The organism is Gardnerella leopoldii (genome assembly GCF_003293675.1).
GTDB classification, from domain to species: domain Bacteria; phylum Actinomycetota; class Actinomycetes; order Actinomycetales; family Bifidobacteriaceae; genus Bifidobacterium; species Bifidobacterium leopoldii.
This window is the reverse complement of sequence record NZ_CP029984.1, coordinates 1075221-1101400: the sequence shown is the minus strand read 5'-3', so window position 1 is coordinate 1101400 and position 26180 is coordinate 1075221. Positions and strand designations below refer to the sequence as shown.

Here is a 26180-nt window from a genome sequence, read left to right as displayed (position 1 = left end):
CTTGCGCAGTTTCGGTCACTTTAGCTGCGCGTTGTTCAAAATAAAAATTTAATAGCTATTTTTGAACGCTTGTTGTATAATGAACAAAATACCAACACAAGCGAGGCTCGCATGGCTATCAATCACAACGAATTTAAGCTTCTTACAACGCTATTAAATAACAAAAACAGAAGTGCGCAATTAAGCCAGCGAGACATAGCCTCGCAATCAGGAATTTCACTCGGAACTGTTAATTCAGCAATAAAAAGCGCAGAAAATAAAAATCTTATTGAAACAACAAATGAATTGCGCATCACTGAAGAAGGCATGAAATCTCTTGAACCATATAAAGTACGCAACGCTATTATTATGGCAGCAGGCTTTTCTTCAAGATTTTCTCCTATTTCATACGAGATACCTAAAGGACTAATCAAAGTTCGAGGAGAGGTTCTTATTGAACGCCAAATCAAGCAACTTAACGAAGCTGGGATTAACGATATAACAATTGTTGTTGGCTACAAGCAAGAGCAATTTTTCTACTTAGAAGACGCTTTTAACGTAAAAATCGTGCCCAATAGCGAGTACAGCACGCGCAATAACAACAGTTCAATTATGGCAGTAGCAAACCAGTTATCGAACACTTATATTTGCTCATCCGACAATTATTTCGACGAAAATCCATTTGAAAAATACGTTTGGAAAGCTTATTATTCCGCGCAATTCCAGCAAGGATACACTAAAGAATGGTGCATGACTTGCGGAGCGCATGATCGCATTACAAAAGTCACGATTGGCGGAAGTAACGCTTGGTACATGATTGGTCACGTATATTTTGACGAAGCATTTTCTAAACGATTTATGCAAATTCTTCGTGAAGAATACGATTTGCCACAAACTGCAGGAAAACTTTGGGAAGATATTTTTATTGAACACATTGACGAACTCGACATGCAAATACGCAAGTACGATACGCCAATTATTCACGAATTTGATTCTATTGATGAGCTACGCGAATTTGATCCACTTTTCCTAGAAAATATTGATAGCGCAATTTTTGACCATATCACTCAAACACTTAACTGCAAAAAATCCGATATTCATAACGTTTATCCGCTTAAAAAAGGTCTTACTAATTTATCTTGCCATTTTTCGGTTGACAATAGCGAATACGTTTATAGGCATCCTGGCATTGGAACAGACGTGCTTATTAACAGACAAGCTGAAGCTGAAGCTTTGCAATTGGCTCAAAAACTTGGTTTAGATGGCACTTTTATTACAGCAGACGCTAAAGAAGGTTGGAAGATTTCACGATTTTTGCCAGATTGCCATATTGCAAATATGCACGATCCTAACCAATTACAGGAAAGCTTGAAATTAGTTCGTTCTTTGCATGAAAGTAACGAAAGCGTGCATCGCAACTTTGATTTTTACGCAGAATCTCAGCGCTATATGAAAGAACTTAATGATAGAAATGTAGAAATACCGCCAAAAATCATCGACCTAAGTGTTTTAGCTGACGAGCTTCATAACTTTGTAATTACTCAAGACGGCTCGCATACTTGCCTTTGCCATAATGACATACTAGGCGCAAATATTCTAATAGATCAAAACAATCGCTATCATCTTATCGATTGGGAATATGCTGGAATGTCTGATTACGCTCAAGATTTTGGTACTTTATGTGTTTCAGACGAATTCAATAACACCGAAATAAGCGAAGCAATGCCTATTTATTTAGCGCATACTCCATCTACGCAAGAAAAGCGTCATTTATTGGCTTATATAGGATTTGCAGGATGGTGCTGGCATTTGTGGTCACTTGTTAAACAAGCAGAAGGCGAAAATATAGGAACTTGCATGTACACGTATTACAGCTATGCGAAACGATATATTAACGAAGCTTTAAAAGCTTATGAAAATAATAAATAAATCGACAAACTAATAACAAGCAAGTGAAAGCTAAATAAGCAGCATATAAACAAGCAGAAACAAATCACAAACATCTTCTAACAAGCAAGTGGTATTTATTATGAAGTATTCGTTTCTAAGTGGACTTTTATGGGGAGTAGATACAGCTCTTCTAGCTCTTTTAACCGTATCATTCGTATTTACAAATAACACGTCATACGAAAACAACACTGCTCTAGTAATCTTCACAGGAATTATTGGCGCATTACTTCACGATATTGTATGCGCAATACTCATATGGACTTATATAAGTGTTAGAAAAAAGTGGAATAAAACTTTTGAAATACTAAAAAAGCCAAAAATTCTCACGCCTATTATCATCGGATCCTTACTTGGCGGGCCTATTGGCATGAGCGGATATGTTTTAGCAGCAAGCAATATAGGAGCTGGGTATGCTGCAGCGATTTCCGCACTATATCCTGCTTTTGGAGCAGTTCTTTCCGCAATCGTGCTAAAAGAACGTTTAAGTGTAAAAAAATACGCAGCTTTTACTTTAGCTCTTATAGCAGTAGGAGTACTTGGATATTATTCATGCTCTGATGCGCAAAATACATTAAGTTCTGCAAACATTACAAACACACTATTAGGGTTAGCTGGAGCATTTTTAAGCGTAATTGGTTGGGGTAGTGAAGCTGTAGTATGCGCTTGGGCCGCTAGAAAGCAAAGCGTAGACGACGAAATAATCTTACACATTCGAGAAACAGTATCTGCTATTTCTTACACGATAATCGCGTTAATGCTATGCTTCACAGCCAATATTTCAGCGAGTAGCATATTTGCGTCCTCTAAGCTTTTAGGAACTATACCAATGCTAATTGCAATAGGCTTACTTGGAACAGGGTCATATTTAAGCTATTATCGCGGAATTGCACAAGTAGGAGCCTCTCGCGCAATGGCAGCAAACGTCACATACGCTGCATGGGGAATGATTGCATCTTCCATAATTTACCAAACAATGCCATCAATTATTGCTTGGGTTTGCTGCATTACTATTATTTGCAGCACGATTTTCGTAGCGCGAAAGTAGCATATCGAAACCTCGCGCGGCAAACGGAATCATAAGCAAGTATGCTGGCAAAATATATTGCGACTGTGCTTCCCAAACAAGATACAAAACAGCCATTCCTAAGACAATAACAAGCGGAGTAAAATATTCGCAAGAAATTGACTTTTTCTTTCGTAGAGCTACGCATAAGAATAGTGCGGTAAAAGCAACAAGCATAAATTGAAGAGCGTCTAAGAAAGTAAATGTAATAATATTAAGCTTTCCAGAATAAAGCGATCTTAAAACAGGATTCATTTTGCGATCAAGCAAAACTGGTCTATTTGGACCATTCCACTTCCAACTACTTGCAAGTAAAGATTCGTAAGTAGGTTCAAGCCATTCTCCAGCAAATTTTTTAGTGACAAAACTAAAGGCATCACCCGGATTATTTGCGAAATGCCTAAGATTATTGCGCAATAATTCCGTAGATTCTTTCTTAATATCATCTTTGTTATACGTTTTAACGTCAAAGCTCGTAGGATACCCGTTATACCATCCAGGATTATTTGGACCTATTTTGCGAGAGGGATCTGTTGCCATTGCAAGCCAAACAGTAGAAGGCAAACCATCTTTTGCATTATGTCCGAAAGAATTAGCTGAACTTGCCACAGCAACATTACTTAAAGCAAAGAACACAATGGCAAGCAATACGCAAACAGCGTGTTCCCACTTTTTAGAGCGCAAAGCCGACACAATCCACACGACAATCATGCCAATTAAGCAATAAGCCATAGTTGACTTAAGCAATATAGCAAAGAACATGCAAATCAACGACTGAACCGCATTAAGCCAACTTCCACTTTTAATATTTTTAGCATGAAAAATGAGCGCGCCAAAAACAAACGGTAAGCAAACAGTATTGCCATACGCAAAAGTCGCGTAAAAAATCATAGGCAAAAAAGCTGCATACAAAAGCAAAGAAAGAATAGTTACATTCTTATTACGGAACAACAAATTTACGTAGTATGCAATAAGAATTCCAGTAATAGCAGCGCATAACACGTTCAATACTTCAAAAGCAAGGTACGCGTTAGAGCCAAAGACGATTACCAAAAATCGCATAAGAGAAAGAAGAGGGAATTGGAATGGGAATCTAGTGAAGTAACCGCCCGGGCAAATAATCCACGATAATTCTGACGTATCAGTAGCACAATTTATAGGTTTTCGATTAGGATCCGCATAATATTGCGCCGCGCTAAACATATAAGCAGGATCCCATTCAGGCCAAGCACGAGTAACTTTTATCCACAAAAATCCCAATACAAGTACATAAGCAAAAACTGCTGCAGCAAAGTATCGAATACGGATTTTATCAAAAACATGCCGTTTCTTTAAAAACACGAAAATAAAGAATAATAAAGCACTTAAAATGAGTACAAATGGCGACTGAAACCATAAAAACTCAAGTCTGTATTCTCCGGGGAAAAGATGAGCAGAAAGAATTAAAGTCAGTAATGCTAACGCGCTGAAAAATACAGCTGAACACCATACAATAGCATTGCTAAAAAAGCGCCCGAGCATTACGCTTACATGCTGAAAACGCTCAATCATACTTTTTGAACCTCTCTTTAAAAATTGCTTTTATAAAGTGCCTTCACGAAATTGTATTTATAAAATTATATTTACAAAGGCTGTATTTACAAAGATTTCTCAATATAGTAGCGTGGACGATGCTTAGATTCCAAATAAATTTTGCCAATATAGCTTCCCAGTATGCCCATAGAAATCATAAGGAATCCGCCAATAAACCATATTGAGCACATAAGCGATGACCAACCAACAGCAGTGTGATTGGTAAATAAAGACACAATTACGTATACGAACATTGCAAAACCAATAACAATAGAAAGCAATCCCATATACGTAACTAATTTAAGCGGCTTAACGGAGAATGAAGTAATACCCTCTAAAGCGAAAGAAATCATTTTCCGCAAAGGGTATTTTGAAACTCCAGCAGTTCTTACTCCACGCTCGTAATAAACTTTGCCAGTTTTAAATCCAAGCATTGGCACAATTCCGCGCAGGAATAAGTTGACTTCACTGTATTCGGAAAGAGCATCCAAAGCAATTGCGCTCATTAGGCGATAATCAGCATGATTTGGCACAACTTCCGCACCCATTGAAGCAAAAACCTTGTAAAAAGCCAAAGCCGTATTGCGCTTAAACCAAGTGTCTTTTTTGCGCGAAGAACGAACTCCGTAAACAACCTCGCAATGTTCTTCAACAAATTTCTTAAGCATTTCGTCTACTGCATTTACGTCATCTTGTAAATCAGAATCCATAGAAATAGCAGCGTCGCAACCTTGCTTGCGAGCGTACATAAGCCCTGCGTAGAGCGCATTCTGGTGACCGCGGTTATGCGCAAGCTTTACTCCGCCAAAAAGTGAAGGGTTTTTGCGATTAAAAGAAGCAATTAAATTCCATGTTGAATCTTTAGAACCGTCATCTACAAAAATCACCTTGCTGTAAGAGTGAATGAGTTTTTGATTCATAAGATAATTCATCTTCGCTTGGAGGACTTCGGCGGTTTTAGAAATGCCTTCTTCCTCGTTAAAACAAGGTACAACAATGTATAAAATTGGAACACTTTTACGCTCATTGTTTAACGAAGTATTCATAATCTAACGATCTCCAACAGATTTACCTACAACAAACAGTATAGTATATTACGAGAATCTAAATTATTTATTATCTCTTCTCATGAGGCGTATCTTTTTCTGCAATTTTGCAATAATAGACGGGAAGGCTATTTTCTTCGCTGTTTTTACGATTTTTTCGCCAATAACATAGCGTGCAGAAGTGCGAATATTACTAATTTCCTGCTCGCATAATTCGCTTTTGCGCTCAAAATCAAGCATGCGCTCTTTTAGCCACAAAGTGCGAGAAGTGGCGTTAAGCTGCAACTTTTGGAATTCGTTATAAGCTTTTTCGTCGTAAAAATACGTTGGTAAGTTGTGTGAATTTCTTTCGTAATTCAGAACCTCTAATACTTCTTTTAACTTATCTTGGACGATGTTTGCCAACGATTCAGCAGTTACTCGCGTATGGCAATCGTGAACGAAGCTTTCCACAAGAGCATTCGCGTATCCTTGATTGTATGTTTCAAGAAGCCCTTCGCTTTCAAGCCATTTTCCAACCTCTAACACCGAATCAACTTCAAGCGGTGCTTCGTTGAATGAGGTATGATGCTCTATTGAAAGCCAGAAGTTTTCTGGAATTGTTTTACTGTTAAGGTTTTCGAACCCTTCGTCAGCTCCAATGCTGAACCTGCCATAAGCATTTTCGTATGATTTAGCCAAATCGCAATACATAATATTTTGAGCTGCTAATGCTGCGCGAGTGCTAAAAGTCATAAGAGTTGCAGGAGTATCGTTAACTCCAGCTTCAATGTGAGCAGATTTCAGAAATTCAGTTCTCCATACTTTCTGCCAGCCATAGTTGTAGCAACTGTTTATTAGAAGCTCTGCAATATCTTTAGGAGCGTAAGACCCGTAATAAGTATCTTGCAGTGTGTCATCATTATTTACAGGTCTAATAAAGCTTTCTTCAGAAAGATCAATATTATGTTTAATATCATTTTTAATGGAACAATCAATTAGATAATCGCTATGCAAACTCTTATTGTTAAAGAACTCAAGATCAATGATCTTATTTTTATTGTTAGAGCATTTAAGCATATTATCTAAAGCGGCTCTAAGCACGTTTTCGTTGATTATATAGCTTGAAGGCATAAAAATAGTGTATTCTCCATGAGCGTAATCAACCGCTTTAGAGAGCATATCTTTTACAGTATATAAATTGTCATTTTGCAGAATTGTAAAGCGTTTATCTTTATCTGTAAATCTGTTAGCAATATTAAGAGTGCTGTCCAAAGAATGAGAGTCTACAATAATAAATTCGCAAGAAATATTGCTTATAGAAGTGCAAGCTTTAAGAGAATCAACAATCCAAGAATGAGCATTATGCGTAAAAATAACAAGAGAAAGCTCAGGATTAGATTCTGCTTTGTGTGCTTTAACTTCGTACGAGGATCCTAAGAAATCCATGTAGTAATCCATAAACTCTGGCCTTAAACGTGAAGCCATAAGGAAAACTTCTTTTGAATCCATAGAACTAAAAACTTCGCGAATAAGCTTGCGTATTTCCGGATTCTTATCGTCAAAACCAAACTCAGTAATTAACGAATTAACGTAATCAAATTCGCGTGAATAAAAAGCTTGTAAAACTTCGCGTGAAATATTCTGCTTACTGAGAAACTCGCGCATATCACGCAAACGGTCAAACGGAAGATGAAAATCCTTCAATAAACTAGAAGCGCCAGGATTAGTTTGACGATAATAGTAGTACTTTCCAGGATTCCAGCAGATTTTATTTGCTAAAACCATAGTTTGCGCAAAGAAAGGATTATCAGTCCAACCTGCTCCAGGAATCGGCTTAAAACGTATGGTTTCATTATTTTTGTTATCTCCGTTAAGAAAATCTTTGCGGTAAATAGCGGACCAAATAGAAGGATGATGGTAGAAAGGCTCAGCAAATTCATTCAAGCTAAAAATAGACCTGTGTTTAGGCATAAAATAGCACAAGTTTGGCGTGTCTACTGCATCCTTATATCCATCTTTTCCATCGTAAAAAAGCCAGTATCCGCCTTTAATAATATCGATCTTTTCATTCGTAAGATCTGTATTGCTTAAAAGACGCTCATACATGTGCGGATCGATGAAATCATCCGGCTCAACAATGCTAATCCACTCGCCTTTAGCACGCTCCAAACCGCGATTGCAAGTGGCTCCATAGCCCTCGTTTTCTTTTTCAATAACAACAAAGCGACTATCTTTTTCAGCAAAAGATTTCATAATATCGATGGAACCGTCTTTGCTCCCATCTGAAAACATTAAACATTCCCAATCAGTAAAAGTTTGATTTTGGATAGACTCTAAACATTCTGGTAAAAAGGCTTCAACATTATAAATTGGAACGATAATCGATACTTTCGGCATACGTACGATGTTAGCATAAATGTCTTATGTGTAGCACTTGCGTGTATTCGTATCATATTTGATTAAGCACATTCAATTACAATATAACTGATATTATAGGGAACGTGAAAAATCTCATAACTCGTTGTCGAAACAAGTACGCTTATGCAAATATCGTACTTCGTGGTTTAGTAAAAACCGATTTTAAGCTGCGCTATCAAGGCTCCTTCTTAGGCGTAGCATGGTCGGCGTTGAAGCCGTTGATGATGTTTTGTGTGATGTATCTTATTTTTGGCAAGTTTTTGCGAATGACAGATGGCACACCGACTTATCCTGTGGTGTTATTACTAGGTATTAGTGCATGGCAGTTTGTGCAAGAATCAACCTCGATCGGTTTGCGCTCGCTTGTAGATCGTGGCGATTTGTTGCGCAAAATTCATTTTCCAAACTACATTGTGGTGGTTTCAGCAACAGTTGGTTCTTTAATAAGCTTCTTAATCAACTTAGTAGTTGTGCTTATTTTTGCAATTATTGGAGGAGTGCATTTTACTTGGAGAGTGGTTCTGTTGCCAATAAGTTTGGTGCAGATTTACGCGATTGCAATTGGTATGGCGTTAATAATGTCTACTATGTACGTGTTTTTCCGCGATATTTTGCATATTTGGGAAGTGGTTCAACAGCTACTGTTTTACGGCATGCCAATTATTTATCCGCTTAGCTATGTGATTAATAAAGGCGGTATTTTTGCGGCACTGGCAAAGCTTGAGCTGCTTAATCCTATAGCACAATGCATTCAAGATATGCGTCACAATATGTTGGCTCCAGACACGCAACCAACTGTGTGGAGTGAATTTGGATTCTCTTGGATGTCTTGTGTGCCACTTTTACTTACTGTGCTCATAGTGTGGCTGGGAGTTTATCTATTTAGAAGAAACAGTCGTCTTTTCGTAGAAGTTATGTGACGATGTTGAAAATTGCGAAAATTTTACGACAGTTATGACGGGGAAGTGGAATTTATGAATACATTACAGGAAGAAGCGGAAGTGACGGCAACGCGAGAAGCTGAAGTGGATGTAGCGCGAGAAGCGGAAGCAAGCGACGACGATATTGTTCTATCAGTCAATCATGTAGGCAAGTATTTTAAACTACCAACAGAGCAAGCAACTGGTCTAAAGCAAGCGTTTATAAATCTTACAAAAGGTATTAAAGGCTATAAAATTCAGAACGTTCTTAAAGACATAAGCTTTCAAGTGCATCGCGGTGAATTCTTCGGAATCGTCGGTCGAAACGGTGGTGGAAAATCAACGCTACTAAAAATCATTTCGCAAATCTATTACCCGAATACTGGAAGTGTAAAAGTAAAAGGCAAGCTTGTGCCGTTTATTGAGCTTGGTGTTGGATTTAATCCGGAACTTACCGGCCGCGAAAACGTGTATCTTAACGGAGCTTTACTTGGCTTCACTCGCGCAGAAATCGACGCAATGTACGACGATATTGTGGAATTTGCTGAACTTGAAGATTTTATGGATCAAAAGTTAAAGAATTATTCTTCTGGTATGCAAGTTCGCTTGGCTTTTTCTGTGGCAATTAAAGCGCAAGGAGATATTTTAGTTCTTGATGAAGTTTTGGCTGTTGGTGACGAAGCTTTCCAGCGCAAGTGCGATTCTTTCTTTACTGAAATTCGAAAAGATCCTACTAAAACAGTTATTCTTGTTACGCATGATATGAATGCTGTTAAACGCTATTGCACGCGTGCGATGATGATCAGTGATGGTGAAGTTGCTGCGATTGGCAATACTGAGTCCGTGGCAGATCAATATACTTTGGCAAATATCAAAGCTGAACGCGAAAAGCAAAATAAGCTTGGCGAAAAGCTGGGCAAGGGTCAGTATGCTCAAGGTTTGAATGCAAAGTGCCCGTTGCTTAGGACGTATGCTTTGGAAGACAAGATTTACAAAAGTAGCGATACTTTCCGTTTTGCTGTTGAGTATCAGTATGACGAGCCGGGTGACTTCTATTTGGCGATCGCTTTGCATGACGTTCGACGTGGTGGAATCACTTACGATACTGGTTCTAAAGTGCTGAAAATGCAAAAGCGTGGGCATCAAACAGTGTATTTTGAAATGCCGCTAAATTTGTTTAACAATGGCGAGTTTACGCTGTTTACTTCTTTACGCACACCTAGCCCAACTGAGGATGATTATACAGATTTGCTAGCTGTGGCAGTGGATGCGAACGCCTGCACGTTTGTGATTAGAGATAGCCGTAATCGCGACTATGCTTTGCTAAGCGATCGTGCTATGACGATTAAGCAAGTTTCGTGAAACATTTGTCGGTAATTTCTCCGGCGTTTTGTAGCTGTTTCTTCCGTTACTTACTTGTTGTTGGTTGAGTTGAAAATTTTATCCCAACTTTCAATGCTTGCCATATCGTAGCTGCGATACTCTCTAGACAGCTTCTTCCACTTACGCAACATTTTTAACGACAAAAGTGCGTCCGCATGCAACATTTTACGGAATAACTTGCTATCTCGTTGGAAAAGATTCAGAGTAGTGCCATCTGGAGCCGTAACAATTGCGGTATTAACTCCCACAAACGAAGGCCAAGAAACGTCTTGAGCTGGGATTGCAACTTCTGGGCGAGGATTCTTTGCGTGCTTTTCGTGCGCAAACAAAGCCTTAATCGTTGCGTGCTTTTGTGTTTTACGCAAAGCCTTAGCGTCATGTGCAGTAAACGGGCTTACGTGTTCGCGCAAAACCTCACTAATGAGTGCCTTATCGTTTACCGGCTGCGTGTCGCTAAACGCTTGGCGCGCTTTACGAACCTCGCCAAGCTTTTGTGGCATTGAATCAACAATATATTGCGGTCCGCGCAAGATATCCTGTAATCCCATATGATGCAAATGCATTGCAGAATACGCAAGTTTTAAGCCGGAAGCCAAGTCGCTTCGAAGCATTTCAATCGCGAAACGTAAGCTTGGATGAGTGCAATGAAGTAATCCACAAATCCAACGATTGCGCTGGAAGAAGTACTCTTCCCAAGTGCGTGAAGGATCCTTATCGTGCCAAGCTTGATGCCAAACTGCCACTCCTGGCAGGCAAATCGTGTGGTATCCGTGCTCAAGTGCTCTAATCGAATATTCAGTATCGTCAAACTTAATAAACACAGGTAGCGAAAGACCGATTTCTTTCATAATCGCAGTTGGAATAAGGCTCATCCACCAACCGTTGTAATCAGTGTCTATTCGCTGGTGACGTTCTGGGCAATCTTGCAAAGTAATCGCTGCAAAATCATGATTGTAATCAAGATTCTGTGAAGGCTTCATCCACACATTGTTGCGCGTGAAACGCTCACCTTGAGTGTAAAGGACGGTACGATTATCCAAGTGAAGCATTCCGCCGCCAATAATGGCTGGTTTAATTGTGTAATCAGCAAACTGAAGCGCGCGAAGAATACACTCTGTTTCACTAATTGCGTCGTCGTCGAGAAGCATTGTGTAACTGCTTTTTCCTGCTTTAAGCGTTTCAAACATGCCGCGCGAGAATCCGCCGGAACCGCCTAAATTAGCCTGCTGAATATAGGTGAGCTGGTTGCCAAGATTTGCGCTTGTTTCATTAAATCCAGGCTGATTCTTAACTAAATCGGTGCCTTGATCTGTGCAATAAATTGTGTCAAGTCGCGCGCGAAGTGCTTTGTTTTCTGCTATTGCCTTCAACTGATTGTGGCAGTATGAAGGGCGATTAAACGTAGTAATAGCAATAGAAAAAGTGCTATTTGATTGCTTAGCTGAATCTTCCTGATGCTTTGTGTTGCTAAATTGCACTTTATTTACAAAAGGAACACTCCATTCGGCATTGCTAACAGTTAGACTGCTAGAATCGCTTGCTTTAGCTTCAAACCAAAAATATCCACCGTCTGCAAGACCGGTCATAGGTATTTCGTAGCTAATAATTTGTGTATCTTGCGTAACTTGTGCTGGCTGGTTTGGTTGCTGTTTATTAGAATCAAACTCAAACTTTTGCACAGGATACGTAAGCCCGCGGCCAGTCGATCGCATAAGTTGCAAGTAGCCAGTGCCTTCAACACTGGCAGTGAACTTAACAGTTTTTACGCTCGTCCAATGCTGCCAATAGCTTGCAGGAAAAGCGTTAAAGAAAGTGCAAAGAGACACATGTTTTCCAGATGCAATGCAAAGTGAGTTGCGCGAAAGAACAGTGCAAACCCCTTGAGTTTCAACATTTGGCAAATGACTGCTAGTGTCTGCAAGAAGCTTTTTAAAATCAGTAAGATTGAGATTATTTATATCGATTGCGCGCATATTCATACGAGGATCGAGCACAGTGCGCTGCAAATACGAGCGATGCCAAGGAATTACGTAAAGTGGCATAGTAATTTCAGCGTCTTTTACAGGGTAAACAACACGATTTACAACTTCCCAACTTCTATTGTTGCTATTTGCGCTGCTAGTATTTTGCGCTTCTTGTATTTCTTGGGTTTTTGCACTCTTTGCCTTAGTCATATTAGATATTATATATACGCTTAAGCCTATTCTTAGAATGTATTGTGCATGAATGAATTGAGTTGGAGCATAGTTTGAATAATAAGCCCAACTAAAAGTACGAAAGGTAAATGATATGACGCAAGCAGCAATCTCCCAAAATGCAACTTACCCAGATTTAGTAGTTGTTGGAGCAGGATTGTTCGGCTTAACTGTAGCTCAACAAGCAGTGGAGCATACTGGCGCTCGCGTTGAAATTATTGACGTTCGTAATCATATTGGCGGCAATGCTTACTCGTATTTTGACGAGCGAACGGGAATCGAAATTCACAAGTATGGTGCGCATCTTTTCCACACAAGCAACAAACGCGTGTGGGATTATGTGAACCGTTTTACGTCGTTTACTAACTACGTGCATCGCGTGTACGCAACTCACGACGGCGAAGTTTACCCGTTGCCAATCAACTTGGGTACGATTAACCAATTCTTCCATGCGCACTACACGCCAGAAGAAGCGAAGGCTTTGATTGCAAGCCAAGCGGGGGAGTTTGCTGGCAAAGATCCGCAAAATTTGAACGATAAGGGCATTAGCTTAATTGGGCGTCCGCTTTATGAAGCGTTTATTAAAAACTATACAGCAAAGCAGTGGCAAACGGATCCTTCTGAGCTTCCTGCTGGAATTATTAAACGCTTGCCTGTGCGATTTAACTACAATAATCGTTATTTTAAAGACACTTGGGAAGGCTTGCCAACGGACGGCTACACAGCTTGGATGCAGCGCATGATTGACGATCCGCGTATTCACGTTTCGCTTGGCGTAGACTTTTTCGACGAGTCGCAGCCATTTAACAAGCGCGCGTTGGCGGAGGCTGGAGTGCCGGTTGTTTATACCGGTCCGGTTGATAGGTATTTTGACTATGCGCTCGGCGAGTTGAAGTGGCGCACTGTGGACTTTAAGGAAGTGCGTTACGAGGAGAGCGACCATTTTGGCTGCCCAGTTATGAACTATTCGGATGCTGATGTGCCATTTACGCGCGCGATTGAGTTTAAGAACTTTAATCCAGAGCGTGAAGAAGTTGGCGGAGAGGCTAGTGGCGATACTAGCGGTGAAGCTGATTTTGTGCCGGGTAAAAGTGTGAAAGCTGGGGAAACTGTAGTGTGGCAGGAGTATTCTCGCGCTGCAACTCGCGACGATGAGCCTTACTATCCTGTGAATACTGATGCAGATAAAGCATTGTATGCGCGCTATGCGGAGCTTGCTGCGGCTGAGCCTCGCACAGTTTTCGGCGGTCGCTTGGGCACTTACAGCTATTACGACATGCACAACGTAATCGACATGGCTTTGCGTGCTTATGAATCTCAAGTAGCGCCGCTGCTTAAGTAGTCTCAACTTTCGTCGCCGCAAACATTTGCCGGGGATTTAGTCGTGGTTAGTCGCCTCGGCGCGCGCGAGTTTGCAATATCTCAAATTCGTGGTATTCTATTTAAGTTGTTTGCTTATCAAGCAATTTGGTTGTTAAGTTAACATTTGGAGAATTCGCCTAGTGGTCTATGGCGCACGCTTGGAAAGCGTGTTGGTGTAACAGCCTCACGAGTTCGAATCTCGTATTCTCCGCGCCTAGGGCTTCTAGCCAATCGCTAGAAGCCCTTTTTTCATGCCGAAAACCCGATTGCCGCTTAACCCAATTTCGTCACCCAAATTCGTCACTCAAATTCAGTGCCCTAATTCAGCATAATGCTGCTCGACTTGCGCTTTAATAGGCTTCCATAAATCTGCGTGAGAGTCGTACCACGATATTGTTTCTTGCAAGCCTTGCTTCAGATTGTTGTACTTAGGCTCCCATTTTAATTGCGTTCGAATTTTCGTAGTATCTAGTGCGTAACGCCTATCCTCGCCTATTCTGGGATTTACATACGCTATATTTGTTTCCGGCACGCCCATTAACTGCATCAAAATCCGCAAAATATTTATGTTGTTAACTTCACAGTTGGCACCGATATTATATGTTTCACCGATTGTTCCACGCGTTAGAACATGCCATATTGCGTCGCAATTATCTTCAACGTGGATCCAATCGCGTATCGAATCTCCTACGCCGTACAATTTTGCTGGCATATTGCACATAATATTTGTAATTTGGCGAGGAATAAACTTTTCAATATGCTGTCGTGGCCCGTAATTATTGCTGCTATTCGAAATAGTTGCGCGCAAACCGTAAGTCCTACACCATGCTTTTACCAACAGATCGCCTGCAGCTTTGCTTGCAGAATATGGACTAGACGGACAATATGGACTTGACTCGTCAAATTTAAGCACGCTGTCAATAGGAAAATCCCCGTAAACTTCATCGGTACTTACTTGATGGAAACGAATATTATATTTGTGTGCAAATTTAATGAGCGTATGCGTTCCTAAAATATTTGTGCTTATAAATGGGTCAGAAAACTCGATTGCATTATCGTTGTGTGATTCTGCAGCAAAATTTACAATTGCGTCGATAGCAGGAAGTGTTGTTCCTTCTGCCGTTTTAATTGGATTATGCGGATCTAATAGCTGATCAACTATATTTTCGTCTCGAATATCTCCGCGAATAAAAGCGTATCGGTTGTTTGCAAAATCTTGAGGTAAGTCGTAAAGATTTGCCATATTCCCAGCGTAGGTAAGCAAATCAAGTACCGTAACAGCAACCGTTGTATGATGTTTAGCTATGTAATGCACAAAATTAGATCCAATAAAGCCTGCGCCGCCAGTAACTAAGATGTGGTGTGGTTGAAAAGTATTACTGCTTGATGCGTAGTTGTGCATGTTACCGCCTTCATATGGCTAGTGCGTTGATTTTATTGTTTAATATGCGCATTTTGAATTGTAATTTTTTAATACTATACATTTCTTTCGTGTGTGCAAATAGAGTATGTTTCTCTAAAGTGTTGTTTACCAGCAAATTAGTTGAGTAGATGTGCAATAATTACTGCATGTTTGCTTGTTTGGGGATGCGAGGTGAATCTAATAATGGTTAAGTTTTCTTGGCGTAGCAGTGCGCATGATTTGGATTCATCAAATATTGATTCCTCTTCAACAAAAAAGCAACAATCTTCGAAATTGCAATCAACAGGTTCAAAGACTTTTGACACATCAAAAGCTGCAGCAAAAGCAATTGAAGGTACTCCAAATAAACCTAATCCAGCGTTAAATCATTCTACAAACGCTATTCTTGTAGGAATATTTTTAACTCTTTTGGGTGGCGCATTTTGGGGTGCAAACGCAACAGTTTCGAAAATCCTTATGTCGACGTATCACGTATCTCCTTTGCAAATCGCTTGCGTTCGTCAAATTGCTGCTGGCATGTTATTTGTCATTACTGCTGCAGTGTGCACTCCTAAGCAGTTAAGTGGTGCTGTGAAAACTGGTCGTACTTGGATTTCAATGGCTATTACGGGAATTGTGTGTGTTCTTCTTACGCAAGTTTCGTATTTATGGACTATTGATTGGACTAATTCTGGCACTGCTACTGTGCTTCAAAGCCTTAACTTACTGTTTGTTTTGGTTTATGTGTGTTTTCGCTCTCGCCGCGTGCCAACTATGCGCGAAACTATTGGAGTTGTGCTAGCTTTTGCAGGAACCGCTTTAATGGCTACAGGCGGTAATCTTTCTTCACTATCTTTGCCTGTTATGGGTTTGCTTTGGGGCCTTGCAGATGCTGCGTCTACAGCGGCGCTTGCTATTATGCCTGTGAAATTGATTGCAAAATGGGGAAATCTGACTGTTAATGGCATTACGTTTATTATTGCTGGTTTTATTATGCTTCCGTTTGTGCGACCGTGGGAAACGATGCCTGCATTAGATTTGCGCGCTATGCTGCTTTTTACTTTTACTGTTATTGCTGGAACTTTTGGAGCATATTGGCTGTTCTTAGAGGGCATTATGCGAGTCGGTTCAGTTCGTGGTACTTTGCTTGGAGCTAGCGAGCCTGTTACTGCTGCAATTACTGCTGTTATGTTTACTGGAGCCGTTTTTTCATGGGCAGATTTTGTGGGATTCGGGCTTATTTTCGTAATGATGATTTTGCTTTGCAAACGTAGCGCTTAGTAATTTTTAAAGTAACGCATTAAAATAAAACGCTTGTTGTGTCGTACGAGGCGTACAGGCTGCTAAAATGGGAAGTGACTATGTCGCGTACACCAGTTTGCAAACGGGAAGGCAATTATGTCAATAATTCTTGAAGGCAATCCAAAAAAGCAGATGATGTTAGTTACGGGTCGTGCATACCCAGAGCTTGCTAATGAGACTGCACAGTATCTTGGTATTGATGTGCTTGAGACTACTGCCTACGATTTTGCGAATGGCGAAATGTATGTGCGCTTTACTCAGCCTGTTCGTGGCTCAGATGTGTTTGTGCTTCAGGCACATACGAATCCTATTAACAATTGGATTATGGAACAGCTGCTTATGGTCGATTCTTTGCGACGCGCATCTGCTCGCAGTATTAACGTGGTTGCACCGTTCTTTGGATATTCGCGTCAGGATAAAAAGCATCAGGGACGTGAGCCTATTACTGCTCGCCTCATGTTTGACTTATTCCGCGCTGCTGGCGCCACGCGCATTTTGACTGTCGACATGCACGCAACTCAGGAGCAAGGTTTCTTTGATGGTCCTGTTGACCATTTGACTGCGATGCCTGTGCTTATTGATTATGTGCGTAATTCTATGAAGCTCGACAACGCAACTATTGTTTCTCCTGATGCGGGGCGCATCAAAGTCTCTGAGCAATGGGCTGCAAAACTTGGCAACTTGCCTCTTGCTTTTATTCATAAAACGCGCGACATTACACGTCCTAACCATGCTGAAGCTCACGGCATCATTGGTGAGATTAAAGGACGTGATTGCATTGTTGTAGACGATATGATCGATACTGCTGGCACTATTTGCGAAGCTGTACGTACTTTGCGTGAGGCTGGAGCAAAATCTGTTACTTTGGTTGCAACGCATGCTTTGCTTTCTGGACCTGCTGTTGAGCGCTTAAAAGCTGCTGGGGTTCGCGAGATCATTGTGACGGATACAGTTCCTGTGCCCGAAGAGAAGCGTCTTGATAATATGACGGTTCTTTCAATTGCGCCGCTTCTTGCTGCTGGCATTCGTTCCGTGTTCCGCTCTGGATCGCTTGTGTCACTTCGCAACGCACTTCCGGAAGATATGAAACAGCATAATATTTACGCATAAAGCGCATAAAACGTACAATATATAAAACAAATAACCGCAAATTCGTGTAACTGCATAAGCTTTATGCATTAACGTACGGGTTCAAAACGGCAGGAGGCAAATATGGTCGCCAATAACACAACAGCAGTTGCAGAAAATAATGAATCGCAAGAAGCGTTGCAATCTGATGCTTTCAGGGCGATTATTACTGTTGTCGGCTGCGATACCGTTGGTATTATTGCAAAAGTTACTTCACATGCTGCCGAGCATAATGTAAATATTTTGAATATTTCTCAAACAATTGTCGACGGATTCTTCAACATGATGATGATTGTTGACGTGTCTACTGTTGATTGCGAATTTGGCGACTTTGCTGCAGGATTAGAAACGCTAGGAGACGAAATTGGCGTGCGTATTCGCTGCCAGCGTAGCAATATTTTCACTGCAATGCACAGAATCTAAAATCCGCAGCAATCTAAGTAAATGTAAGGAAGTACACAATGCTCAACCTGATGGAAGTAAGCGAAACTAATTCGATGATTGAGCAAGAACAGCTCGACGTTCGCACAATCACCATGGGAATTAACCTGCTAGATTGCGCTTGCGAAAACTTGCAGGACGTTTGTAACAAAGTTGAGGAAAAAATCACACGTCTTGCAAAAGATCTCGTCAAAACAGGTAACGATATTTCGCGCGACTACGGAATTCCAATTGTAAACAAGCGAATTACCGTAACTCCAATTTCGCTTGTTGGAGCGTCATCTTGTAAAAAGCCTGAAGATTTTGTGCAAATTGCGCACGCATTAGACAGAGCAGCACACACTGTTGGAGTTGATTTAATTGGTGGGTATTCGGCGCTTCCTGCAAAGTCGATGACTGCAGCAGACCGCATGCTTATTGAGTCGCTTCCACAAGCCTTAAGTGAGACGGAAATTGTGTGCTCGTCTGTGAACGTCGGCTCGACGCGAACTGGTATAGACATGGATTGCGTAGAGCTGCTCGGACGCACGATTAAAAAGATCGCTGAAGCTACAGCTGGAAACGATTCTTACGGTTGTGTTAAATTCGTGGCTTTTTGCAATGCTCCGGACGACAATCCGTTCATGGCAGGCGGCTTCCATGGTGTAACTGAAGGCGATGCTGTGATCAATGTTGGCGTGTCTGGTCCTGGCGTTGTTTCGAGTGCACTCGATGCTGCTAGAGGAAAAGACTTTGCTTTTCTATGCGAAACTATTAAGCGCACTGCGTTTAAGATTACTCGTGTAGGTCAGTTGGTTGCGCAAGAGGCTTCTCGTAGGCTTGGTGTGCCGTTTGGAATTATAGACTTGTCGCTTGCTCCAACTCCTGCAGTTGGCGATTCTGTTGGCGAAGTGCTTGAGAAAATCGGTTTGGACCAGGTTGGTGCTCCTGGCACAACTGCTGCGCTCGCTATGCTGAACGATCAAGTTAAGAAGGGCGGCATTATGGCAAGTAGCTATGTTGGCGGTCTTTCTGGAGCGTTTATACCCGTTTCGGAAGATGCAAATATGATTGCTGCTGCGAAGTCTGGCTGCTTGACTATTGAAAAGCTTGAAGCAATGACATGCGTTTGCTCAGTCGGTCTTGACATGATTGCAATTCCTGGAAACACTTCCGCTGCAACGATTTCTGGCATGATTGCGGATGAATCTGCAATTGGTATGATTAATCAAAAAACTACCGCTGTGCGAATTATTCCAGTAATTGGAAAAGGTGTAGGTGAAATGGCGAACTTTGGCGGATTAATGGGATACGCGCCGATTATGCCAGTAAACCAAACAAGCTGCGAAGCTTTCGTAACTCGCGGTGGACGTATTCCTGCTCCAGTACACAGCTTCAAGAATTAGCTACGTTTTGACTTGCTTTCGTGCTTTGCGGGCACAAGCGTCGCGTCTGGCTTTAATTTTGATGTGCAAGTTGTTACTAGCTTTTAGTACGAGCGCATTTTGTACGGTATGCTAGCGATTATTGCACGTTAATTAGCACAGGTTCGCTATGCAAACCTTGTACTCGTTTGTGCTCAATGCGTAAAACGTAAGTTCCGCGATTCACTTTTGGCAAATCCTCATCAGCGGTGCAGCCTTTGCCGGAAGTGGAATTAGTGTTCCAAGTAATTTTCTTCTCAAAATGGTCGCCTTTTGCCATAAGAAGAGGTTTCAAAGGCATATCGCATACGTCTGAACGCCATACTGCATGGGATAAGTAGTCAACGCTCTTACTGGAGTCTTTGCTGTCTTGATTATTTTTCTTTTTATTATCTTTAGTTGCTTGCTTACCTTGCGTAACTTCTTCACTACTATTAATCGTTAAAACAGCATTCATATCCGATGCGTCAATAAGGCAAGAAGAGTTTCCTTCGTACACAAATCGTTCTGTCAATTCAACGCTACCGCCCATGGGAACAGTTTGTGACTTAGTAGAAAGCTCAAGACGAATATCTTTAGCAGTGCAATGAGGTGTCAAGCCAACAGGACGAGGGTCTGGCACTGGTTGACGAACAATAGTAACTTCATGGCCAGCAATCGCTTTACCAATAGCAGCAATACCTTTACTCAAGCTAATAACGCAAAATATGATCAGCATAATCAAAAGCAACAAAGCAATACCAACAACAATTCTGCGGCGACGATACATTTTTCGTTTTGCTGCACTTATGTTGCGTACGGGCTTACGCACGGGTTTGCGCATCGGGTTGCGAAATGATGTTGCACTCACATTGCGATGCGGTTTACGTGGTGACGTAGTTGGCATTGACATATTTACCATTGTAATACATAAGTCGATGAGATGAACTGTACTCACTACACAAGGTAGACTCATGTACAAAATAATTAAGTTGTTAATTAAAGAGTTACAAAAGCAGCGTAATTAGTTAGTTACTTAAGGTAGTGCTAAAGTGCCATCCGGCAATATAGTGATAAGACTGTCATGATCGAGCGAAGCAATGCATTTGTCAAGTTGCGTTTGATTCGACCATAAATTGTTGATCTCGCAACGTTGCAATACCTGCTGTTTTTTATGTGCTTCACGCAATGCCTGCAAAATAATGCCGCGCACTTGCCGATTAGTGCCGGCAAAATGTTGCTGTGGGCGGGTAGGGCGGCCAAGACCTGGAAGTCCAGCAGCTTTGAAACGGCACCATGTTTGCAAAGGGCATGTAGTGCATTGCGGAGATCGTGCTGTGCAAATGGTAGCACCAATTTCCATAATTGCCTGATTCCAAACGGATGAAGTGCAGGTAGTGTTGGTGGTGTTAGTAGCGTTAGCAGTGGCAGTAGTAACATGATTATCTTCCGGCAATACTGCTGCAGCAAGCTCGCGGTCAGATTGCGTTGTGCTGCCACCATGCGATTCAGTTCCAGTAAAAGCGCGCATAAGTACGCGGCGAATATTTGTATCAATCACCGCAATGTGCTTGCCATAAGCAAAGCTGAGTATTGCACTTGCTGTGTAATCGCCTACACCTGGCAAGGCAATAAGTTCTTCATAGGTGCATGGCAGCTTATTGCGATATGTTGTTGCTACAACTTGAGCACAAGATTGTAAACGTAACGCGCGTCGAGGGTAGCCGAGGCGACCCCAAGCTGTAATAATTTCAGCACTCGTAGCGTGAGCTAGTGATTGTGCATCTGGCCAAGTTTGCATCCAAGTGAGCCAATAGGGTACAACGCGGCTCATTTGCGTTTGCTGGCTCATTACTTCACACACAAGCACACCCCAAGGGGTAGTGTGCCCAAACCTCCAAGGCAAATCGCGTGCACAACTATGCCAAAAAAGTGCAACATTATCGCGCGTAAGTGTTGCCAATTCGCGCAATGGTTGAGAAGTTTCTTCGGTGAGATGTTCTTCGGGGAGAGATTGTGAATCTTGCTGCATGCTTAATTATGTAAACGTCGTATGCTTTCGTGATTACTTTCCGCCTGTAAAACCGAGTTGCCTCCACGCTTCATACACTGCAATAGAAGCACAATTTGTAAGATTCAAACTACGAAGTGACGGGCGCATAGGAAGACGCACCTGCTCTGCCACATGTGGACCAGCCATAACATCCATTGGATCAGGAATATCTCCTGGCTCTGGTCCAAAAAGCAGAATATCGTTCGACTTATATTCAATTTCAGTGTAAAGTTTCGTAGCATTTGCAGTAAACGCAATAATTCGCGAATTTGGCATTGACTCAACTAAATTCTCAAAATTCGGGTGCAAAACAACGTGAGCCATATCGTGATAATCCAAGCCTGCGCGACGTAATTTAGTATCGTGCAAATTAAAACCAAGCGGCTCAACCAAGTGCAAGATAGTGCCAGTTACAGCGCAAAGTCGAATTGCGGAACCTGTATTTCCTGGAATACGAGGGGAGTAAAAGCAAAGGTGAGGGGTGTGCGTTTCTGCGCGCGCGGCATCGTCGGCACTGAGCATTGCGTCCATAACGCTAATCGGATTTCCGTGAGCGTCGGTTACAAGCTCGTCTGGGCCATAATTTGATTTGCGGTAGCCGTACTCGTACATTTGCTCTACGCGGCTTGCTGCTGCTTTGTGTGCTTCGGTTTGCTCTTCGGTTTGCTTTTTGGTTTTGGCTGCTGCTTCTTGCGTATTCTCGCTGTTATTCATGCTATTCCTTAGCTTTTTAAGTATCTTTACGTAACTTCGTAATCGTAACGTATTTAGTTTACTCGCAACTTGCACATTACTATTGCGAGCGTTCGTTATTAGTGGGGAAAAGTCCGGAGTTTTTGGTAAAGTAGACAGACTGTGTAAGGTGTGTCATATAGCGGGCATGCTCATGGAACCGAAGAAGGCGCCCGCGCATCGCAACTTGCTTATTTGGCAGTTTCGTTTGCCGCGATTTTCTTTAGTTTTTCAAAGATTAAATAGTTAACTAGCGAGTGATAAAGGAACGTCCATTGGCTGCTGAACAAGCTATGACGAGCACCACGAAAGTCATCGCACGTGCTGACGAACATGATATTAAGTTGCATAAAGCGTCAGATCGTGTGAATTTTGGCTCCATTTGTGAGCCTATTGATGTGCCATACCTCCTCGGCGTGCAAACCGACAGCTTTGATTGGTTGATCGGCTCTGAACGCTGGAAGAAGCGCGTTGCAGAAGATGAAGCAAACGGAACTCACACCGTGCCTCATGTTTCTGGCCTCGACGAAGTCTTCCAGGAGATTTCCCCAATTGAGAACTTTGCTGAGACGATGAGCCTCACATTCTCTGATCCATACTTTGAAGAGCCACGTCACACTGTGCTCGAGTGCAAGGAAAAGGATTACACCTATTCTGCTCCACTTTATGTGAATGCTGAGTTTGAAAACGGCGAAACTGGCGAAATTAAGAGCCAGACTGTTTTCATGGGTGATTTCCCATTGCAAACTCCTCACGGCACATTCATTATTGGTGGCACCGAGCGAGTAATCGTTTCGCAGCTTGTGCGCTCCCCAGGCGTGTACTTCGATCGTACACAAGATCGCACTTCCGACAAGGATGTTTTCGGTGCGAAGATTATCCCAAGCCGTGGTGCATGGTTGGAGTTTGAGATCGACAAGCGTGACGTTTTAGGCGTTCGCGTTGACCGCAAGCGTAAGCAGTCTGCAATCGTATTCCTTATGGCTATTGGCATGACGAAAGACGAAATTGCAGATGCTTTCCAAGGCTATCCACTTGTTTTGGATGCGCTCGCAAAAGAGCCTATCGAAACGCAAGACGATGCACTTACCGATTTGTATCGTAAGATTCGCCCTGCAGATACTGCAACTCCAGAAGCTGGTCGCAATCTTCTCGATTCCTTCTACTTCAACACAAAGCGTTACGATTTGGCTCGCGTTGGTCGCTATAAGATCAACCGCAAGCTCGGTATTGAAGCAGATTACAGCGATCGCAGCTTGAATCGCGAAGATATTATCGCAACTATTAAGTACTTGGTAACGTTGCATTCTGGCGAAAAAACCTTCCCAGGTAAGCGCGACGGTCAAGACGTACAGTTGCGCGTTGACGTTGACGATATCGATCATTTTGGCAACCGTCGTATTCGTCAGGTTGGCGAGCTTGTGCAGAATCAGCTTCGTACCGGCTTAAGCCGCATGGAGCGTGTTGTGCGCGAACGTATGACAACTCAGGATGCAGAGGCAATTACTCCTCAGTCCTTGATTAACATTCGTCCAGTAAACGCAACTATTAAGGAATTCTTCGGAACTTCCCAGCTCAGCCAGTTTATGGATCAAAACAATCCTTTGGCAGGCGTTACGAACAAGCGTCGTCTTTCCGCACTTGGTCCTGGTGGTCTTTCTCGCGATCGCGCTTCTATGGAAGTTCGAGACGTGCACCCATCCCACTTCGGACGTATGTGCCCAATCGAATCCCCAGAAGGTCCAAACATCGGTCTTATCGGTTCTTTGGCAACCTTCGGACGCATCAATCCATTCGGCTTCATCGAAACCCCATACCGCAAGGTTGTGAATGGTCACGTAACTAACGAAGTCGAATACATGACTGCAGATCGTGAAGCTGAGCACGTTATTGCTCAAGCAAACCAGGAACTCGACGAAAACGGCAACTTCGTCGGCACTCAAGCACTTGCTCGCGTGGACGAAGAAGAAGCAGTCGATGTGCCTGTAAGCACTGTAGATTACATGGACGTTTCCCCACGTCAGATGGTTTCTCTCGGCGCTTCCTTGATTCCATTCTTGGAGCACGATGAAGGCCACCGCGCATTGATGGGTACGAACATGCAGCGTCAGGCTGTGCCGCTTATTAAGTCGGAGCGACCACTTGTTGGTACCGGTTCTGAATGGCGTGCAGCAGTTGATTCTGGCGACGTAATCTTGGCTGAAAAGCCGGGCGTAGTAACTTACGTTTCTGCAGATATTATTCGCGTTATGAACGACGATGGAACTCAGTCCAGCTACAAGCTTTCAAAGTTCCAGCGTTCTAACCAGACTACTTGCTACAACCAAGTGCCGCTTATTAAAGACGGCGAGCGCGTTGAAACTGGTACAGTTTTGGCAGACGGTCCTGCAACCGAAAAGGGCGAACTTGCATTGGGTAAGAATTTGCTCGTTGCGTTCATGCCTTGGAACGGTTACAACTACGAGGATGCTGTGATTATTTCCCAGCGTCTTGTGCAAGACGATACGCTTTCTTCTATTCACATTGAAGAATACGAAATCGACGCTCGCGAAACCAAGCTTGGTTCCGAAGAGATTACTCGTGACTTGCCAAACGTTGGCGAAGATGCGATTGCAAATCTCGACGAGCGCGGCATTATTCGTATTGGCGCTGAAGTCGAAGCTGGCGATATTTTGGTTGGTAAGGTAACTCCTAAGGGCGAAACCGAGCTTACCCCAGAAGAGCGTTTGCTCCGCGCAATCTTCGGCGAAAAGAGCCGTGAAGTGCGCGATACTTCTTTGCGCGTGCCACACGGCGAGACTGGTACTGTGATTGCAGTTAAGGAAATCACTCGTGAAGACGCTGAAGACGACGGTGACGAGCTTCCAAACGGCGTGAACCAAATGATTCGCGTTTACATTGCTCAGCATCGTAAGATTACGCAAGGCGATAAGCTTTCCGGTCGTCACGGCAACAAGGGTGTTATTTCCCGCATTTTGCCAGAAGAAGATATGCCATTCTTGGCTGATGGTACTCCAGTTGACATCATGCTTAACCCGTTGGGTGTGCCTTCTCGAATGAACTTGGGTCAGGTGCTCGAGCTTCACTTGGGTTGGATTGCTCACGCTGGCTGGGATATTAACTTGGATCCAGACTTGGAAGCAGCTTGGAAGAAGTACGTGCCGCAAGGTGCTGAGCATGGCGATCCATGCACTCCAGTTGCAACGCCAGTATTCGACGGCGTGCGACCAGAAACTTTGAAGGGCTTGCTTTCTACAACACTCGCAAATCGCGATGGTGACAAGCTTGTTGGCTCTGACGGTAAGGCAACCTTATTCGACGGTCGTACTGGTGAGCCATTCCCGAAGCCAATTTCTGTGGGCTACATGTACATTTTGAAGCTGCATCACTTGGTTGATGATAAGATTCACGCACGTTCCACTGGTCCTTACTCCATGATTACCCAGCAGCCGTTGGGTGGTAAGGCTCAGTTCGGCGGTCAGCGCTTCGGCGAAATGGAAGTGTGGGCGCTCGAGGCTTACGGTGCTGCTTACACATTGCACGAAATGATGACTACGAAGTCTGATGACGTCGACGGTCGTGTGCGCGTGTACGGTGCTATCGTCAAGGGCGATAACCTGCCACCAGCTGGCATTCCTGAATCATTCAAGGTGTTGCTTAAGGAAATGCAGTCGCTTTCGCTTAATGTTGAGGTGTTGAACGCTGAAGGCGTCGCAATCGACATGAAGGATGAAGAGGACGACCCAGTTTCATCTTCCGACGATCTTGGCTTCAATATTGGCGCTCGACCAGATTCGTCCGCCAAGGAAGATCAGATTGCTGTTGAACCTGAATACCAGTGATTCGGTAACGAACACACTTTAAGAAATT

At 42.6% G+C, this 26180-nt stretch carries 18 protein-coding genes and 1 tRNA gene; 11 read left to right on the top strand and 8 right to left on the bottom strand.

Annotation, left to right across the window (positions count from 1 at the left end; all coding sequences use genetic code 11):
- The first annotated feature begins 111 nt into the window (after positions 1-111).
- Both DOD25_RS04480 and DOD25_RS04475 read left to right on the top strand, forming a co-directional pair.
- A complete protein-coding gene (locus DOD25_RS04480) occupies positions 112-1908 on the top strand; it encodes a phosphotransferase (RefSeq protein WP_004107503.1) in 1797 nt (598 codons plus the stop codon).
- A gap of 100 nt (positions 1909-2008) precedes the next feature.
- A complete protein-coding gene (locus DOD25_RS04475; protein WP_004119679.1) occupies positions 2009-2974 on the top strand; it encodes a DMT family transporter in 966 nt (321 codons plus the stop codon).
- On the opposite strand, the gene DOD25_RS04470 is transcribed toward DOD25_RS04475, so the two are convergent.
- The 3 genes from DOD25_RS04470 to DOD25_RS04460 form a co-directional block, all read right to left on the bottom strand.
- The gene (locus tag DOD25_RS04470) at positions 2909-4333 is read right to left on the bottom strand and encodes a glycosyltransferase family 39 protein (protein WP_234025933.1); all 1425 of its coding nucleotides are present in this window, start codon (positions 4331-4333) and stop codon (positions 2909-2911) included. The two genes, DOD25_RS04475 and DOD25_RS04470, sit on opposite strands and share 66 nt — an antisense overlap.
- A gap of 296 nt (positions 4334-4629) precedes the next feature.
- Positions 4630-5610: a glycosyltransferase family 2 protein gene (locus DOD25_RS04465; protein WP_004118638.1), complete on the bottom strand. Its 981-nt coding sequence runs from the start codon at positions 5608-5610 to the stop codon at positions 4630-4632.
- Between the two features lie 63 nt (positions 5611-5673).
- A complete protein-coding gene (locus DOD25_RS04460; RefSeq protein ID WP_032835509.1) occupies positions 5674-7989 on the bottom strand; it encodes a glycosyltransferase family 2 protein in 2316 nt (771 codons plus the stop codon).
- 104 nt (positions 7990-8093) lie between these two features.
- Between DOD25_RS04460 and DOD25_RS04455 the strand changes: the two genes are divergently transcribed.
- Together DOD25_RS04455 and DOD25_RS04450 are read left to right on the top strand one after the other, a co-directional pair.
- Positions 8094-8930 carry an ABC transporter permease gene (locus DOD25_RS04455; RefSeq protein ID WP_004107518.1) on the top strand — a complete coding sequence of 279 codons (837 nt, stop codon included), beginning with the start codon at positions 8094-8096 and terminating at the stop codon, positions 8928-8930.
- 54 nt (positions 8931-8984) lie between these two features.
- Positions 8985-10292 carry an ABC transporter ATP-binding protein gene (locus DOD25_RS04450; protein WP_064340232.1) on the top strand — a complete coding sequence of 436 codons (1308 nt, stop codon included), beginning with the start codon at positions 8985-8987 and terminating at the stop codon, positions 10290-10292.
- A 50-nt stretch (positions 10293-10342) separates the two neighbouring features.
- Here the strand turns inward: DOD25_RS04450 and DOD25_RS04445 are convergent, their stop codons facing one another.
- Positions 10343-12487: a glycosyltransferase gene (locus DOD25_RS04445; protein WP_112928799.1), complete on the bottom strand. Its 2145-nt coding sequence runs from the start codon at positions 12485-12487 to the stop codon at positions 10343-10345.
- 115 nt (positions 12488-12602) lie between these two features.
- Between DOD25_RS04445 and DOD25_RS04440 the strand changes: the two genes are divergently transcribed.
- The gene (locus DOD25_RS04440; RefSeq protein WP_004107524.1) at positions 12603-13850 is read left to right on the top strand and encodes a UDP-galactopyranose/dTDP-fucopyranose mutase family protein; all 1248 of its coding nucleotides are present in this window, start codon (positions 12603-12605) and stop codon (positions 13848-13850) included.
- Positions 13851-13996: 146 nt separating this feature from the next.
- Positions 13997-14081, top strand: a tRNA-Ser gene (locus tag DOD25_RS04435).
- Positions 14082-14180: 99 nt separating this feature from the next.
- Here DOD25_RS04435 and rfbB read toward each other — a convergent pair.
- Positions 14181-15272 carry a dTDP-glucose 4,6-dehydratase gene (gene rfbB / locus DOD25_RS04430; RefSeq protein WP_004107526.1) on the bottom strand — a complete coding sequence of 364 codons (1092 nt, stop codon included), beginning with the start codon at positions 15270-15272 and terminating at the stop codon, positions 14181-14183.
- Between the two features lie 204 nt (positions 15273-15476).
- Here rfbB and DOD25_RS04425 point away from each other — a divergent pair, with 204 nt between their 5' ends.
- The 4 genes from DOD25_RS04425 to DOD25_RS04410 all read left to right on the top strand — a co-directional run bounded on the left by DOD25_RS04425 (position 15477) and on the right by DOD25_RS04410 (position 19528).
- Positions 15477-16553: a DMT family transporter gene (locus tag DOD25_RS04425; RefSeq protein ID WP_004118656.1), complete on the top strand. Its 1077-nt coding sequence runs from the start codon at positions 15477-15479 to the stop codon at positions 16551-16553.
- Between the two features lie 117 nt (positions 16554-16670).
- Positions 16671-17684 (top strand): ribose-phosphate diphosphokinase, encoded by a 1014-nt coding sequence (locus tag DOD25_RS04420; protein ID WP_004118658.1) that lies wholly within the window; start codon positions 16671-16673, stop codon positions 17682-17684.
- A gap of 102 nt (positions 17685-17786) precedes the next feature.
- Positions 17787-18125, top strand: coding sequence for an ACT domain-containing protein (locus DOD25_RS04415; RefSeq protein WP_004118662.1), 339 nt, complete (start codon positions 17787-17789; stop codon positions 18123-18125).
- A gap of 38 nt (positions 18126-18163) precedes the next feature.
- A complete protein-coding gene (locus DOD25_RS04410; RefSeq protein ID WP_004118664.1) occupies positions 18164-19528 on the top strand; it encodes a PFL family protein in 1365 nt (454 codons plus the stop codon).
- Between the two features lie 118 nt (positions 19529-19646).
- On the opposite strand, the gene DOD25_RS04405 is transcribed toward DOD25_RS04410, so the two are convergent.
- From DOD25_RS04405 to DOD25_RS04395, 3 genes are all read right to left on the bottom strand, one after another.
- A complete protein-coding gene (locus DOD25_RS04405; RefSeq protein ID WP_407645752.1) occupies positions 19647-20438 on the bottom strand; it encodes a peptide ABC transporter permease in 792 nt (263 codons plus the stop codon).
- A 123-nt stretch (positions 20439-20561) separates the two neighbouring features.
- Positions 20562-21557 (bottom strand): HhH-GPD family protein, encoded by a 996-nt coding sequence (locus DOD25_RS04400; RefSeq protein WP_112928797.1) that lies wholly within the window; start codon positions 21555-21557, stop codon positions 20562-20564.
- A 33-nt stretch (positions 21558-21590) separates the two neighbouring features.
- A complete protein-coding gene (locus tag DOD25_RS04395) occupies positions 21591-22292 on the bottom strand; it encodes a tRNA (cytidine(34)-2'-O)-methyltransferase (protein WP_082851860.1) in 702 nt (233 codons plus the stop codon).
- Between the two features lie 311 nt (positions 22293-22603).
- On the opposite strand from DOD25_RS04395, the gene rpoB reads away from it, so the two are divergent.
- Positions 22604-26152, top strand: coding sequence for a DNA-directed RNA polymerase subunit beta (gene rpoB / locus DOD25_RS04390; protein WP_032835542.1), 3549 nt, complete (start codon positions 22604-22606; stop codon positions 26150-26152).
- Positions 26153-26180: the final 28 nt, after the last annotated feature.

Bases quoted from the DNA above. Each gene is read 5' to 3' on its own strand.
- DOD25_RS04480 (WP_004107503.1), top strand. From the start codon at position 112: ATGGCTATCAATCACAACGAATTTAAGCTTCTTACAACGCTATTAAAT.
- DOD25_RS04475 (WP_004119679.1), top strand. From the start codon at position 2,009: ATGAAGTATTCGTTTCTAAGTGGACTTTTATGGGGAGTAGATACAGCT.
- DOD25_RS04465 (WP_004118638.1), bottom strand. From the start codon at position 5,610: ATGAATACTTCGTTAAACAATGAGCGTAAAAGTGTTCCAATTTTATAC.
- DOD25_RS04460 (WP_032835509.1), bottom strand. From the start codon at position 7,989: ATGCCGAAAGTATCGATTATCGTTCCAATTTATAATGTTGAAGCCTTT.
- DOD25_RS04450 (WP_064340232.1), top strand. From the start codon at position 8,985: ATGAATACATTACAGGAAGAAGCGGAAGTGACGGCAACGCGAGAAGCT.
- DOD25_RS04445 (WP_112928799.1), bottom strand. From the start codon at position 12,487: ATGACTAAGGCAAAGAGTGCAAAAACCCAAGAAATACAAGAAGCGCAA.
- DOD25_RS04440 (WP_004107524.1), top strand. From the start codon at position 12,603: ATGACGCAAGCAGCAATCTCCCAAAATGCAACTTACCCAGATTTAGTA.
- rfbB (WP_004107526.1), bottom strand. From the start codon at position 15,272: ATGCACAACTACGCATCAAGCAGTAATACTTTTCAACCACACCACATC.
- DOD25_RS04425 (WP_004118656.1), top strand. From the start codon at position 15,477: ATGGTTAAGTTTTCTTGGCGTAGCAGTGCGCATGATTTGGATTCATCA.
- DOD25_RS04420 (WP_004118658.1), top strand. From the start codon at position 16,671: ATGTCAATAATTCTTGAAGGCAATCCAAAAAAGCAGATGATGTTAGTT.
- DOD25_RS04415 (WP_004118662.1), top strand. From the start codon at position 17,787: ATGGTCGCCAATAACACAACAGCAGTTGCAGAAAATAATGAATCGCAA.
- DOD25_RS04410 (WP_004118664.1), top strand. From the start codon at position 18,164: ATGCTCAACCTGATGGAAGTAAGCGAAACTAATTCGATGATTGAGCAA.
- DOD25_RS04405 (WP_407645752.1), bottom strand. From the start codon at position 20,438: ATGTCAATGCCAACTACGTCACCACGTAAACCGCATCGCAATGTGAGT.
- DOD25_RS04400 (WP_112928797.1), bottom strand. From the start codon at position 21,557: ATGCAGCAAGATTCACAATCTCTCCCCGAAGAACATCTCACCGAAGAA.
- DOD25_RS04395 (WP_082851860.1), bottom strand. From the start codon at position 22,292: ATGAATAACAGCGAGAATACGCAAGAAGCAGCAGCCAAAACCAAAAAG.
- rpoB (WP_032835542.1), top strand. From the start codon at position 22,604: ATGACGAGCACCACGAAAGTCATCGCACGTGCTGACGAACATGATATT.